At 36.7% G+C, this 15,220-nt stretch carries 10 protein-coding genes; all 10 read left to right on the top strand.

The genetic code is table 11. The features are described 5' to 3' along the window. Positions 1 to 29 precede the first annotated feature (29 nt). The 10 genes from AWW67_RS06900 (at position 30) to asnB (ending at position 15,215) form a co-directional block, all read left to right on the top strand. On the top strand, positions 30 to 1,232 hold the full coding sequence (locus AWW67_RS06900; RefSeq protein ID WP_141655397.1) for a glycosyltransferase family 4 protein: 1,203 nt from the start codon (positions 30 to 32) through the stop codon (positions 1,230 to 1,232). Between the two features lie 116 nt (positions 1,233 to 1,348). Then, positions 1,349 to 2,476: a glycosyltransferase family 4 protein gene (locus tag AWW67_RS06895; protein ID WP_062300822.1), complete on the top strand. Its 1,128-nt coding sequence runs from the start codon at positions 1,349 to 1,351 to the stop codon at positions 2,474 to 2,476. A gap of 95 nt (positions 2,477 to 2,571) precedes the next feature. After that, positions 2,572 to 5,142, top strand: coding sequence for an SLBB domain-containing protein (locus AWW67_RS06890; RefSeq protein ID WP_062300821.1), 2,571 nt, complete (start codon positions 2,572 to 2,574; stop codon positions 5,140 to 5,142). A gap of 2 nt (positions 5,143 to 5,144) precedes the next feature. Continuing rightward, on the top strand, positions 5,145 to 6,227 hold the full coding sequence (locus AWW67_RS06885) for a GumC domain-containing protein (protein ID WP_053222214.1): 1,083 nt from the start codon (positions 5,145 to 5,147) through the stop codon (positions 6,225 to 6,227). A gap of 66 nt (positions 6,228 to 6,293) precedes the next feature. Beyond that, positions 6,294 to 7,307 (top strand): NAD-dependent epimerase/dehydratase family protein, encoded by a 1,014-nt coding sequence (locus AWW67_RS06880; RefSeq protein ID WP_062300820.1) that lies wholly within the window; start codon positions 6,294 to 6,296, stop codon positions 7,305 to 7,307. A gap of 9 nt (positions 7,308 to 7,316) precedes the next feature. Next, the gene (locus tag AWW67_RS06875) at positions 7,317 to 8,225 is read left to right on the top strand and encodes a glycosyltransferase family 2 protein (protein WP_062300819.1); all 909 of its coding nucleotides are present in this window, start codon (positions 7,317 to 7,319) and stop codon (positions 8,223 to 8,225) included. 311 nt (positions 8,226 to 8,536) lie between these two features. Next, positions 8,537 to 9,679, top strand: a complete 1,143-nt coding sequence (locus AWW67_RS06870; protein WP_141655396.1) for an O-antigen ligase family protein — start codon at positions 8,537 to 8,539, stop codon at positions 9,677 to 9,679. A gap of 54 nt (positions 9,680 to 9,733) precedes the next feature. Continuing rightward, positions 9,734 to 11,716: a T9SS type A sorting domain-containing protein gene (locus AWW67_RS06865; RefSeq protein WP_062300817.1), complete on the top strand. Its 1,983-nt coding sequence runs from the start codon at positions 9,734 to 9,736 to the stop codon at positions 11,714 to 11,716. A 22-nt stretch (positions 11,717 to 11,738) separates the two neighbouring features. Then, the gene (locus AWW67_RS06860) at positions 11,739 to 13,172 is read left to right on the top strand and encodes a T9SS type A sorting domain-containing protein (protein ID WP_062300816.1); all 1,434 of its coding nucleotides are present in this window, start codon (positions 11,739 to 11,741) and stop codon (positions 13,170 to 13,172) included. Positions 13,173 to 13,232: 60 nt separating this feature from the next. After that, positions 13,233 to 15,215 (top strand): asparagine synthase (glutamine-hydrolyzing), encoded by a 1,983-nt coding sequence (gene asnB / locus AWW67_RS06855; RefSeq protein WP_141655395.1) that lies wholly within the window; start codon positions 13,233 to 13,235, stop codon positions 15,213 to 15,215. Positions 15,216 to 15,220: the final 5 nt, after the last annotated feature.

Here is a 15,220-nt window from a genome sequence, read left to right as displayed (position 1 = left end):
TCTTGACAACAGACTAAAATAGGCCGCTTGTGCGTGTATTAAAAATACTATTAGTTGTAGATGATTATATGCCACATAGTATTAAAGTGGCAGCCAAGATGATGCATGACTTAGCATTGGAGCTGGTAAGTCAAGGGCATGAGGTAACAGTACTAACTCCCCGACCGAATCAATCAGAGAAACTGGTTATTGTGAACTATGAAGGGGTGAAGGTGCTTTATTTTAAGTCAGGAGAAATCAAAAATATTGGTATGATAAGAAGGTTAGTTAATGAGCTGTTACTATCGTACAAAGCATGGTTTTTTGTAGACTGGAAAAACGAGGTAAATATATTAGATCTGATTGTTTTCTATTCGCCAACTATTTTTTGGGCTTCATTGGTTAAAAAATTAAAAACAAAGTACAAAGTGCCTGTTTACTTAGTCTTACGTGATTTTTTCCCCCAATGGGTTATCGATAAAAATTTAATTAGCAATAATTCTTTTAAAGCAATTTTTCTAAAATTTTTTGAGAGAAAGAATTACCAAGTTGCAGATCGAATAGGAATTATGTCTAAGAAGAATATTGAATTTTTTAAGAAAAATATTTATAAAGAAGATGTAGATACCGAAGTTTTGTATAACTGGTCAAGAGCTAAACCACATGAGGTTTCTAAAGATTTTAAGAATCAACTCGGTTTAGAAGGTAAAGTGGTTTTCTTTTATGGTGGAGCGATTGGTTATGCGCAGAGTATAGAGTACTTAATAGAACTGGCGATTAGACTAAAGGAGTTGAAGTTTTGTCATTTTTTATTTCTTGGTAACGGTGATGGGGTAGAGCTGGTAAAAAGGGCTTCCCAAGAGAATGATAACATAAGTTATTATGAATCTGTTAATCAAATAAAATATTTGGACTTTTTAGCCGCAAGTGATGTAGGCATGTTTTGTCTTAGCTCTGAACATACGACTCACAATTTCCCCGGAAAACTTCTGGGTTATATGGAAGCTCAACTGCCAGTATTGGGTATTGTAAATAAGGGGAACGACTTAATAGAATTGGTTAATACTAATGATGGGGGAGTGATTTTTGATCATGATAATAAAGAAGCGTTCTATGAGGCCGCAGTACAACTTGCCACAGATACTTCGCTCAGGGTAGGGCTCGGTAAATCTGGAAATAAGTTTTTACGAAACTACTTTTCGGCCAAGGTCGCTGTGGATAGTGTATTGAAGTTGGAAAGAGACTTTTCATGAGTGGGGTTTGTGGTCAACCATAAGAGATATTGATTCCTTATCTATCATAAAACCTTCTAGGTTTTGAGATTTTTTATAAGATCAATTGTCCATATATTTGCATATTGATATTTTGTATGGAACAATTTTTTTTACTTGGGGGTACTGCCTTTTTAATTACTTTTTTGATCTTTCCTGTGTTCATTAAAGTATTTAAAAAGCGTAATTTCTTGGATACACCTGGTGGACGAAAAATACATACTGTACAAACGCCTTCTATGGGGGGACTTCCAATCTTCATTGGATTTGCCATTTCGTTGTTGATATGGATGCCTTTTGAACAACTTCGAGAAATTAAATATGTGATTAGCGCACTTACCATAATGTTCATTATCGGTTTTAGGGATGATTTGATAAATCTAAGGGCATTTCAGAAACTCTTTGGTCAGATTGCCGCTATGTTAATTATTGTGGCTGTTTGCGATATTAGGCTAATGTCGCTTTATGGCCTTTTTGGTGTCTATGAAATCCCATTGGTTGTAAGTTATGCGCTTTCGGCTTTTACAATTATTGTGATTACGAATGCCTATAATCTTATAGATGGAATTGATGGTTTAGCGGGCTCAGTTGGTATAATTTGTAGTCTTTTCTTTGGGGTTTGGTTTTACCTTGTTGGCGCTAGCGCTTATGCTTTTATATCATTTGCTATATTAGGTGGTTTACTGGCTTTCCTTCAGTTCAACTGGGCACCTTCCAAAGTTTTTATGGGAGATACTGGTTCTTTAATGATTGGATTTTTCCTGTCCATCGTTACTATAAAGTTTATTGACCTAAATTATAATCTTCAAGCGGCTCATCCGTTTCGCTTTGATGCCTTTATTGGTCCTGCCATTGCCGTACTCATAGTTCCTCTATATGATACATTGAGAGTGTTCATTAAACGAATGCTAAGAGGTAAGTCACCAATGCACCCAGACCGAACCCATTTGCACCATATACTTCTACGCTTGGGATGTAATCATGCTCAGGCAACTGGTATTTTGGTAACAGTGAATGTAATTTTTGTTCTCTTAGCGCTAGTACTAAAAAGCTTTCCAGATATGGTAGTGCTACCAGCATTGATAATTACAGCCCTAACCCTAGGCACAATTACCGAACTTATTTTTAAATCTATGATTGAAAAGCGTAAAGAAGAACTGAAGGAAAGAAATCGAACTTATAGAAAAGAGGCAAAAGTGATTTCTATTTCGAAGTCAGCGGGCTAGTATTTTATCACCGAAAACAATCTTGTGAAAGCTAAACATTTCTATGTTTAGCTTTTCTTTTATCTTGCAATTGATTTAGACAGAATAACCAAAGAATGGTGCAAAAAATTAGATCGTACTTTTACGTAATTGGCTTACTATCCTTGCTCGTTAGTCAGCCTGCTCTTTCACAAACTATACCGGATTTTAGTACAATTAAGGTGGATGAACTCTCTGATGATCAAATTCAAAATCTGATGCAGAGGGCTTCTTCTATGGGCTATTCACAGCAGGATATATTTAGTTTAGCGCAACAACAAGGTCTATCATTGGCTGAGATTTCCAAACTAGGTCAAAGGATCAGTAAAATAGAAAGCTCTCGAGCCTCTATTGCTCAGTCAACTCCAATTAAGCGACCCGTTAGAACTTATGCGGATACAGTTTTTCTGAACAACCAAACTTCATCTTCAACTGTAATTTTTGGACTATCCATTTTTCAAAATGGAACAGCAAAGAAAGGCTTTGAACCCAGCCTAAATATACCCACCCCTCAAAGTTATATCCTGGGTGCGGGAGATGAACTGTTCATTGATATATACGGAACCTCTGAGCAATATTATCAGGCAGAAATTAATGCTGATGGAAATATTCTTTTAGAAAATTTTGGGCCAGTTTTCTTGTCTGGACTCGATATTAATGCTGCTCAGAATAAGATAAAAAACAAGCTTTCAAAAGTATATACTGAAATGGGAGGCGACTCCCCGTCTACTTTTGTTTCGGTTAATTTGGGAAAAATCCGATCAATCAATATTACGGTGGTGGGTGAAGTCGCTATTCCTGGCACATATACTTTAAGCGCATTTAGTACCGTGTTTAATGCTTTGTATACAGTAGGGGGAGTAACGGAGAATGGAACGTTAAGAAATATAAAAGTGATTAGATCAGGTAAACTGATTACTCAGCTTGATGTCTATGATTTTTTGATGTCAGGGGATAATAAGCGTAACGTAAGGCTTCAGAATGATGATGTTATTATGGTGGAACCTTATACCAACAGAGTTGAGATCAATGGAGCAGTAAAAAGACCAGCCATTTATGAATTGAAAGAGAACGAATCTCTTTCTGACTTAATTAGGTATGCAGGTGGCTTTACAGAGAATGCTTTTTCTGACCAAATAAATGTGGTTAGAAATGTTGGTAAAGAGAAAGTGGTGGCCGATGTCTTCAAAAATCAATTTGGCATTTTCACGCCAAAACCAGGAGATGTTTATCAGGTAAAACGAGTGTTGGATCGTTTTACTAACCGAGTTCAAATAAAAGGAGCAGTTTTTCGTCCTGGGCAATATTCTATTTCTGAAGAATTGACTGTGAAGGAACTTATTGAGAAGGCTGATGGATTGAAAGGTGACGCTAACTTGAGCAGAGCATTAATCATCAGAACAAATCCAGACTTATCAACCGAGAATATTTCTATTAATTTGAAGGATTTGATGGAGGGTGTTTCTTCCGATATTCAATTACAACGTGAAGATGTTGTTCAAATATTCTCAATTTATGATTTGAAGGAAGAGAGCTATGTAGAAGTATCTGGCGAGGTGAATTCTGGTGGTATATTCAGATTTTCTGACCGTATGACGATAGAGGATGTTTTAGTAATGGCCGGAGGCTTTAAGTCTTCAGCATCGGCATCGAAAATTGAAATTACTCGAAGGTTTGGTGATGCTAAGGCAGGTAACGTTTCTGAGGTGTTTGTGGTAGATGTTGATAGAGATCTGTCTCTTAATGCAGAAGACAATACTTTTGAACTTCAGCCATTTGACCATGTTATTGTCAGAAAAAACCCTGATTTCTTTGTTCAAAAATTTGTAGCTATTGAGGGCGAAGTTGCCTACCCAGGCAATTATGCCATAAAGAATCAAACTGAGCGAATTTCAAGCTTGCTTGAGCGTGCTGGTGGTGTTAACCAGTATGCTTATATAGAAGGGGCTACATTACTCAGAAAGACTGAATTTCATTCAGAGATCAGTAACATTGAACAAAAGGTTCAAGCTTTAGAAGCATTACTTAATCGATATGCCGAAGCAGATCCTTCATTATCCGAGTCTGAGTTGGCTCAAGTTGCTAGACTCAATCAACAATTAAATGAGCTTGATAAACAGAGTTTGGATATTGAAGGAGACCCTTTCTATGCTAAAAAGGAAAGGCTCCGAGAAATCGTACAGCGAAATGCGCTTTTTGGCGATGTGCAGCTTGGTAACTCTGATGCAATTGGTATCAACCTAAAGAAGATTTTGGAGGAGCCTAACTCTAAATATGATCTTATTCTTGAAGAAGGTGATGTGTTAGTTCTGCCTAAGCAACAAGAAACTGTGAGATTAAGAGGGCGGGTACTTTACCCAACCACGGTCGTTTACGAACCTAATAGAAGCCTTAAACACTTTATCAATATGGCTGGCGGTTTTGGTAATAGAGCGCAGCGTAAAAACACTTATGTTATTTATGCCAACGGAAGTGTGGCCAAAACCAAAAAATTCTTGTTTTTCAAAACCTATCCTCAAGTATCTCCTGGGGCTGAGATTATTGTACCTACCAAACCGCCTAAACTTCCCGTTGCAATTTCAGAAGTAGTAGGAATAACTAGCGGATTGGCCACTTTAGCACTTCTTATTAGTCAGATTAATTTTTAGATATGATGGATAAGGCTAATAACTCCTCCGAAGAGAATATCACTTTAGCTGTTTTAGTTCAGCGTATAAAAAACTGGATAGCTTTTATGTTATCGGCTTGGAAGAAAATTCTCCTCGGTACTCTTTTTATTGGTGCGGTATTTTTCCTTTATCAGTTTGCAAAAAGGAACAGTTACAGGGCAGAGACAACATTTGTACTAGAGTCTGAAGGAGGTGGTATAGGAGGGCAGCTATCCTCTTTGGCTAACCTAACAGGAATTAACCTTGGTTCTATGTCTGAAGGGAGTAGTCTATTCCAAATTGACAATATCATTGAACTGTATAGGTCGTATAGAATGATGAGAAAGACTTTGCTTACTGAAGTTGAAGTTTCATCAAAAAAGCAACGACTAATAACTCATTATATTGAAGATGCTAAGTTGTCCAAAAAAATGAGTAAGGCTGGAATTAATTTTGAAGTTCCGGATAATCAGATAGAGATCAGGCATGACAGTGTTCTGAAAGAGGTAGTGGAAGATATTCTGAAGTATAATCTTTCCGTTACTAAGCCGAGTAGAAAACTTACTATCCTTAGTGTGGTGTATTCATCCAAAAGTCAGGAATTTAGCAAGGCTTTTAATGAAACTCTTGTTAAGCATGTCAATGAGTTTTATTTGGATACAAAAACCAAAAAGAGCGGAGATAATCTAGGAATACTTGCTTATCAAACCGATAGTGTGAAAAGGGTATTGGATAAAACACTAGCCGATTTGGCCGAATTTGAAGAGAGACATCCAAACCTGAATCCGTTGAGAGCGAAAGAGCTCTTGCCATATCAAAAACTTCAAATTGATGTTAGGGCGTCTGGGGCCGTATATGAAGAACTGGTTAAGAATCTGGAGCTTGCAAAAATTAGCTATCGTAATAATCAACCATTGATTCAAGTGATTGATGAACCTGTTTTGCCGTTGAAAAACCAAAAAATGAAGTGGTATAAGGCTTTAGTTATTGGGCTGGTAATTGGGGGTGTTTTTATGGTCTTTTGGGTAACCATGAGCTACTTTTACAGATTAGCTTTGAGAGATGATAAAGAGTCAATCGAATAACCTTTTATCCATTTCTATTTCTTCTATCTTTGAACTCCCATATTTAAAACTGTTTTGAAGCAAAAAATGCGAAATATTGTTATTACTGGCGTAGCTGGGCTAATTGGAAGTAGAATGGCAGACTGGATAGTGGTCAACCATTCAGAATATAATATCATTGGAATAGATGATTTGAGTGGCGGATATATTGAAAATGTTAACCCTAATGTCGAATTTCATCAGGTTGACTGTAAATCGGCAGAGTTAAAAGAGATTTTTGCTAAATATAAGCCTGAAATTGTTTACCACTTTGCGGCATATGCAGCCGAAGGACTTTCTCCTTTTATAAGAAATTTCAATTATCAGAATAATCTTTTATCAACCTCTAATATTATCAATGAGTGTATTAGACATGGAGTTCGAAGGTTAGTTTTTACCAGTTCAATGGCTGTTTACGGTAACGGAACCCCTCCTTTTGATGAACAAGACACTCCAGCACCAATTGATCCTTATGGAATTGCAAAATATGCCTGCGAAATGGATATCCAGGTAGCTGGTGAACAACACGGTTTAGATTGGTGTATTATTCGTCCGCATAATGTTTACGGAATTAAACAAAATATTTGGGACACCTATAGAAATGTGCTTGGTATTTGGATGACGCAATATCTGAACAATGAGCCCATGAGCATTTTTGGAGATGGGGAGCAAAAGCGAGCATTTAGTTTTGTAGATGATTGTCTGGAACCCTTGTGGAAGGCAGCAACAGATGAGCGTGCTTCAAAGAAAATAATTAACCTCGGTAGCTCTATTTACCATAGTATTAATGAAGCCAATAAAATACTAAAACGTGTTATAGGTAATGGTGAAACCATTTACAAGGAAGCACGTCATGAAGTTAAAAATGCACATCCAACCTGGCAAAGATCGGTGGAATTACTGGATTACAAGGACAACACATCACTAGAAGAAGGCCTAACCATAATGTGGGATTGGGCAAAGGAACAGCCTTTAAGAGAAAGGTTTAGATGGTCCGAATATGAACTTGAGAATGGCATTTATGATTTTTGGAAAAAGCCTGAAATAGTAGCAAACACCTAAATATTTCATATGCTACCCTCGTTAGCCATAGTTATTGTAAACTGGAATAGCTTTGATGTAACACACAACTGCCTTGCTTCTTTGAGGGCTATCGACTATCCTGATTACCGTGTGATAGTGGTTGACAATGGGTCTAATGATGGCTCTGGCGATAAACTCAAATCTAAATTTCCTGAAATCGTTTTTTTAAAGAATGAAAAGAATCTTGGTTTTACTGGGGGAAATAATACGGGTATTGAATTCGCTCTGAATGAGGGTTTCGAGTTGGTAATGCTGCTGAACAACGACACGATTGTTACGCCTGATTTTGCTAGCAGCCTAGTTGCAGTTTTACAACAAGATTTAAACATAGGAGCAATTCAGCCAAAGATAATGTTCAACCAAGAACGAGAAGTCATTTGGAATGCAGGAAGTTCATTTTCAAAGGTTTGGCATTTGACTAAAACTATTGGAATGGGTGAAGCCGACAAGGGGGCTTATGATAAACAGATGGAAATTCCTTGGGTGACAGGCTGCTGTTTCTTGACAAAATCTTCAATAATACGCGAAGTAGGAAAGCTAGATGATCGCTTTTTTATTTACTATGAAGATACTGATTGGTCATTTAGAATTAAGAAGGCAGGATATAAGTTAATTTATGAGCCTTCCTCTAAGATATATCATGAAGTAGGTAAGTCGAATGATAATCGGGAAACTTTTGGGGAGGGTAATTTGTCACCATTTTCTCACTATGTAAATATTAGAAATAATATTTACATAGTGAGGCGATATGCCAAAGGATTTTTTTTTATTACCTCAATGCTTTATCAGCTTTACAAGCTTACTGGGTATTCACTATATTTTTTAATCCGAGGCAGATTTAAAAAGCTTAAGGCGTCATTTCGAGGTTTTTACCATGGCCTAACATTTCAAGTTTGAATTATTCCGAATGATTCCTAATTGTGAGAATTCCTGTAACTTGAAACTAGCTTTAATATACTTATGGGTATCTTGAATGATCTGTCTTGCTAGTTCTATTCTTAATATTGAGCCTATTTTTAGTATGGGGTGTGATCTATTGCGCTCAACAAATTCTCTTTAAAGGGAACCTACATTTCCTCATTTATTTTCTTTGCGTATTTCTCCCTTTTTATGTCACCCTTCAGGCATTAACCTACCAACAAACAGGGTCTCCTTTGTTGGTGAGTTTAATCACTTATTTAAAAGAGATAATGGTGTTTATAACATTGATGTCTTGGTTGCTATATAGAAAGAATGTCTTCACCACCCCCATTCGATTACAAGCCACTGACTACTTATTTATAGTATTACTTGCGTATGCCTTGTTATATGTCTTCCTACCTATTGGAGGCGTCTCATTCCTGAATAAACTGCTGTATTATAAGAATATTCTAATGCTTGGCTTAATGTATTTTTTAGGAAGGCTAATGGTGTTGGAGTCCTATCAGGTCATGAGTATTCTAAAAATAATTATGACGGTTACTGTTCTGGCTTTCATATTAAACTTGTTCGAAAAGTCTATTGATACTCATTTTCAAACATTTATTGGTTATGCAAACCTAAATCAAGACATCAATGGAATTGATCCTGCAGGTGTTCATGGACTTACTTATACCTTTGGAGCAGAGAGTGGAGCTAAACGTTTTGCTGCCTTTTTCGAGAACCCATTGGGCCTAGCCTCTGCAATGTTGATGAGTTTTTCTGCGGCTTTTTTCCTTTTTCTCAATAGTAAAAGTAAAACAAAGCGTTATCAGTATGGAGTTTTGGTTCTCATTTCAGTTGGCTCTCTTCTTTTTGCCTACTCTCGCTCTTCTCTTATGGGCTTATTTTTAATTATTTTCTTTATTGCGATTATTCTTGGTTACTATAGGCTCATCTTGTACGGGTTCTTAATGGTTGTGTTATTTTTTGCATCGATATTTATTTTTGCGGGAGATGATTTACGCTATTTTGTGATAGATACATTTAGCTTGGCCGATTCATCAAGCCTAGGACATGTTGTAGAGTGGCTAGAAGGAATAGAGAGTATTATATCCAATCCATTGGGAATTGGTTTGGGCACAAGTGGCAATGCAGGCGGAGTGAACGAAGAACTGAAAGTTGGGGGTGAAAATCAGTTTATTATTTTCGGAGTTCAGTTGGGAGTTCCTTTCTTGATACTATATGTTAGTTTAATTTTTAGCTCAATTTACTATTCAATCAAAGCATATAAATTGGGGAATACTATTTCAGAACGAGCCATCCCGTTTGTAGCGGCTACTTTCAAATTTGCTTTTCTTCTACCCTTAATGACAGCCAACGCAGAAACTTATCTTTATGTAGCTTATTTATCATGGTGGATGGTAGGGTATTCAATAAAAAAAAGTAAATAATGCTATGCTTTAGTTAAAAGTATATATATTTATTAATCACATAAATACATAGATATGAAAAATAATTTTTTTTTAATCTATTTACTCGCTGCTTTTAGCTCTTTTTCAAATTCTTTACATGCTCAAGAATACGATATTGGAGTAATTTATATGCCTTTTTGGCAAAATAATACCGCACCTGATCCATTTAATGTGACGGGACCATGGATTCCTTACCCCTATTTTGCACAAGCTTCTGGCGCTAATCAGGTGTTGAATATTGGAGGTAATACCGTAGATATCCAACAGACTATTTTAAGGTCTCATTGGAAGATGATAGATGATTATGATTCCTATTTGATAAATAATGGTATTACTGGAAATTGGGATCATTATTCACAAACCTCGATTCCAAAGCCAATATGGTATGCGGATAACCCAGACTACAGTGGTTATGGTTTCAATGACAGCCCAGCTTATTGGTACAATGAAAATGCCCCACAAGTAACTAGCAAACAAGCACAGTTAATGAAGTCTTATGACATTGATTTTGTTATTTATAACTGGTTTTGGAATTATTGTGAATGTGGCGACCCTAACTATTTGTCTGGTTCTTTGGATCCATTGAGATGGAGAACATATTGGGATGCAGGAATGAGGAATTGGTTAGATCCAAATTTTCAAGATCATGGGCTTGACTTGGCTATCTATTGGTCAGCAGAGTTCACAAAACTAGTTTCTCCAGATCAAAACCCTGATGGCTCAGTTACTGGGGGTAACCCGAATGGTGCTGATGGCTTTTTTGGGGCTGGGTTAGGACTGGATAAAATGTTAACTGAGATGGCGAAATACATGAATATGTCAGGGGGGAAGTACAAGACAAAAAATGGAGAAAACGTACTTTACGTCAATTGGCAAGCATTGTATGACTTTATGAATGACTCTGGGGTAGCCAGTCATTCTTTCTTTACCGGCCACAACTCAAGCACAACAACGAGAATGGCTCATTTTTTAGGCCAAATTAATAGTTTATTATATACTAAAACTTCGAAATATATATATTTTGTAGCAATGGTTTCTGAACCGTATAATATTAATGATAACTACGATTATTCAGGAGCTAGAAAGGCATGGATGATTGATGACCCCATTAGTGGAGGTTTTGATGCGATAACCTCTTATAACTATAGAAGTTATGAATATAGTGATCTTTATAAATTAAATACTGGCATTCGCGTTGTCCCTGATTGGACTTACAACTATAATAGAATGAAGTCAGCTTACAATAAAAACTATAAATATTATCTAAACACCAATGGTCAAACACTAAGTTCTAGCTCAACAAAATACCAAGTGCCTGTAACGGAAGGCTGGAATAAATCCTCTTTTAATATGGCAGTGGCAGGCCCGAATGGCACTGGGAATTCTTATATCTGGTTAGATTCCCACTTAGATTCAGCGGATCAAAACTTTGCAGGACTTGAGGCTAATCAGTTTAAACGCTCCGTTTGGGATAATGCTAATAGTACCCCAGCACAATATAGTGGTGCATTGAGCACTGCAAAGTCATGGATAGATGCATACCCAAGTACAACAGATAATACAGTTATTCTGTGTTGCTGGAATGAACATGCTGAGGGTACCGTAATTGAGCCTACATTTGCTTGGGGCTACGATTATCTTCAGAAGATTAAAGATGTATTTGGTGATGTATTGGAAGAGGATCCTGAGCCTCCAGGTCCACCACTTAAAGCAGCAGATAGTTTCTTTAATTTGAAACCTAATGAAATACCTACAGAGCTTATAATTGGTCAGAATTATCCTAATCCCTTCAAAGAAATTACCTCCATTACATATGGAGTTCCATCGGAAGGTAAGGTTGAGGTTCAGGTTTTTGATACAAACAACCGGTTAGTCATAGTATTGGTTAACGAAACCAAGAGTGCTGGCATGCATACTGTAGAATGGGATGCTTCCACTAATAAAAGCGGAATATATATAGGTCAAATAATTCATAATGGGGTTCAGAAAACGATAAAGATGGTTTTGACAAAGTAGTTAATACCACTACATTTAAATTATGATTAACAATTGGTTTCAAAAGGAGAGGTTTTTGATATTTCTCCTTTTGATTTTTTCTTCGTTTTGTGCTCAAGGGCAAACTAGTTCAGAGCAAATATATCTTGGTAATGAGTTCAAGTTTGATGCTGGATCTAATGATTTTTTTGAGCTAGAGAAAGTAGGTGAAAATAGGATAGTTGTTTTTAGAAAGATTCGAAATAAACCAGAATTCAAAGCTTATGTTGTATTAATAGATGATGACAACAATTTTATCTTGGATGCCGATGTAGAGGAAAATTCTCTTTCTGGTTTCTGGTCAGGGTCTATTATACCGTTAACGGATTCCACATTTGCCGTTGGGCGTACATTCTTTAAAATCAACAACTATAACCTAATTGAGAAGCAAGCTGAACTTCCAATCTCCTGTAATGGTTGCGGAACTAATATCATAGGCCCATATTCGTCAGATACTGTTTTAGTTAATCACGATGGAAATTTGGCATTGGGCACGGCCCTTGATGGTAAAATTCATTCGCTAACAAATATTTCCTCTCCTGCATTCCCTGTGTATCTACCTATTCAACTTGGCAATAGAAAGGTGGTGAGTTGTACAGGATTTGGGTCATCATCAATTGGGTGCTTTGTTACGGAGGTAAGTGAAGGGAATGCCTATTATGGGGATGAGTTTAAAATTTGTGAAGAAGGTGAAGATTGTTATGTGATGAGTCAAAATGTATACTCCATTGACTCTAATCGCTTTGCCGTGGTTTATTATTTGGATAAACAGTCTTTCATGAAGATTGGCATTGTTGAGGGTTTAACTATAAGTTATTCTTCACCAATATTTATTTCTGATTTTAACAATTCTGGACAGCCCATAACAAATATAGATGTAGCAGCTCTATCAGAAGAAAGCCTTGTTATTATTTATAATTTTGGTTACACAGGGCCTGGGTATACTAGGTTAATAAAACTTGAAGAAAACAACACTACTTCGGTTTCTGACCGATACCTATACAATAGTGTTGGGCCAGAATTGGGACATCATGTAACCCCCCTTAGTTCTACTAAATTTATGATTCAGTACTATGGAGGAAACCCTGTTTACAATTTTAGTGATGGACGTTCATATTTTCATGATGGTTTTTTTAGGCTGGGTAGTATTGATAGCCAAGAAAATGTGGATTCAATTGTTCTGGGCTTGGAAGATGAGAAAGAGGGTCGTTTGTTTAATGTTTACCCGAACCCTTCTGACGGTCAATTCTGTATTAGTCAGCCGATCGCTAAAAAGTATAAACTGCTTATAACGGATATTCATGGTCAAACCATTCTAAGTTTGGATTTGAATTCGGAAAAAGAGTGTGTTGATCTTGGGAATTTACCCACCGGAGTTTATATCATTAACCTTAGCAACTCCTATTCCTCTGTCACCAGAAAAATTATTATAAAGTGAGTTATCAGTGTCATTTGAGAACGGAATTTATGGCTAATTTCATGAATTCTTGTTTCTTTTTTGAAAAAGACAATTAACTACCAGCCTGCTCATATATCTTTACCCCCCATGTGTGGAATTATCGGAGTAGTTGATTTTAGAAACACAATTTCTGTGGAGGAAGTTGTTGTAGCAAGAGATTTAATGTTTCGGAGAGGCCCCGATGATTTTGGTTTAGAGTCCTACTCATTTAATAATTGTAAGGTACATTTAGGGCATCGCAGATTATCTATTATTGATTTATCAGTTGCCGCAAGGCAACCATTTGTGAGTCAGAATAAAAAATGGTCGATAGTTTTTAATGGTGAGATTTATAATTTCCGTGAGCTAAGAGAAGAATTGCGCAACCTTGGCCATTCTTTTAATACCAACTGCGATACAGAAGTAATAATAAATGCCTTTGAAGAGTGGGGAGTGCACTCAATTTCAAAATTCATCGGAATGTTTTCCTTAGCAATTCTGAATGCTTTGGATAACAAGTTATTTCTTGTACGAGACAGATCTGGGGTTAAGCCACTTTATTATCATCATACCGAGGGGAAATTGATATTTTGTTCTGATCAGAAATCAATCTTGAAGCTATTAGGCACCGAAGCTAGCCTTAACCTAGCAAATATTCCTTTCCACATGCGCTATGGATATTTAAATAGCAATAGAAGTTTTGTAAAGGAAATTAACAAAATGGAGCCAGGAACATTAATCTCCTTTTGCCTAAACACGAATACGTTTGAGCAAATTAAGTATTGGGATCCAATATCGTTCTTCCTGAAACCGAAGAATATCTATAGTTCAACAAACCAGTATATAGAAGAGCTTGAACCTATCTTAAAATCTGCTTTTAGTTATCGAATGGTAGCAGATGTACCCGTAGGCGTATTTCTGAGTGGAGGATATGATAGCAGTATACTTTGTGCACTTCTTAAGCATCAAGGCCATGACTTCAAATCGTTTTCAATTTCATTTGAAGATAAGGCCTATGATGAGGGACCGTTTGCCAAAAGGGTATCTGAATATTTAGAGATTCCACATACCCAATATAAGTGTACGGCAAGCGATGCAAAGGCACTAATACTAGAATTGATAAATATTAACGATGAACCTTTAGGCGATATTTCTTCTATTCCTACGACTTTAGTGAGCAGGCTCGCTTCACATGAAGTGAAAGTTGTTTTGTCAGCGGATGGAGCAGATGAGATATTTGGTGGGTATATTAAATATGGCCGCTCAGTGAAGTTCTCCAAAAAGCTCAAGATGTTTCCGATTCAGGGAAGAAAATACTTATCTCGGGTTTCAACAAAAAACTTAGAGTCTTTAGGGTCGATGCTATTGGGCAGAAAACTCGGACATTCTCGCATAGAGAAACTTAAGAGAGCTTTATTGAGTCAATCTGCAACTCAGTTTTGTGATGAGCTGGCCACAGAATTCGTCCATCCCTTTTTCAAACCTGAATTCGTGAATGAAACATCTCTGTCCTTCTTCGAGGATGATATTAGAGCAAATTTATTTCAAATTGATGATCTTATAGACCAAATGTTAGCTTTTGACTATATAAACTATCTTGAAGGCGATATTTTAAAAAAGGTTGACAGGGCTACAATGTTCAATTCCATAGAGGGGAGAGAACCTTTTTTGGATCATAGAATATTTGAATTTATGGCCTCTGTGCCATCTAACTTAAAAATAAATCAGCAACTGCAGAGCAAAGTGTTATTGAAACAGATCACTCATAAATACCTCCCTAAGAATATGATGGATAGGCCAAAAATGGGTTTTGAAATACCAATCCATAATTGGATACATGAAAAGGGGGAACTCAGAGATGTTTTTTTTGATGCGATAAGTAATCAACACTTAAGTGAATTTAAGATTTTCGATTTGACAGAAATAGAAAAATTGAAGAATCAATACTTAAAAGATGGAGTCTCTAGCTTTCAAGCCCTCTGGAATCTTTTTACCTTTAGCCACTGGTATGCAAACTCCACCCTTAAAGGTGTTAGCCCTTGATATAA

The organism is Roseivirga seohaensis (genome assembly GCF_001592945.1).
Classification (GTDB): Bacteria; Bacteroidota; Bacteroidia; order Cytophagales; family Cyclobacteriaceae; genus Roseivirga; species Roseivirga seohaensis.
The sequence above is the reverse complement of the archived record's forward strand: the minus strand, read 5'-3'. Positions and strand labels throughout refer to the sequence as shown.

Bases quoted from the DNA above. Each gene is read 5' to 3' on its own strand.
- AWW67_RS06895 (WP_062300822.1), top strand. From the start codon at position 1,349: ATGGAACAATTTTTTTTACTTGGGGGTACTGCCTTTTTAATTACTTTT.
- AWW67_RS06885 (WP_053222214.1), top strand. From the start codon at position 5,145: ATGATGGATAAGGCTAATAACTCCTCCGAAGAGAATATCACTTTAGCT.
- AWW67_RS06875 (WP_062300819.1), top strand. From the start codon at position 7,317: ATGCTACCCTCGTTAGCCATAGTTATTGTAAACTGGAATAGCTTTGAT.
- AWW67_RS06870 (WP_141655396.1), top strand. From the start codon at position 8,537: ATGTCTTGGTTGCTATATAGAAAGAATGTCTTCACCACCCCCATTCGA.
- AWW67_RS06860 (WP_062300816.1), top strand. From the start codon at position 11,739: ATGATTAACAATTGGTTTCAAAAGGAGAGGTTTTTGATATTTCTCCTT.
- AWW67_RS06865 (WP_062300817.1), top strand. From the start codon at position 9,734: ATGAAAAATAATTTTTTTTTAATCTATTTACTCGCTGCTTTTAGCTCT.
- AWW67_RS06880 (WP_062300820.1), top strand. From the start codon at position 6,294: ATGCGAAATATTGTTATTACTGGCGTAGCTGGGCTAATTGGAAGTAGA.
- AWW67_RS06890 (WP_062300821.1), top strand. From the start codon at position 2,572: ATGGTGCAAAAAATTAGATCGTACTTTTACGTAATTGGCTTACTATCC.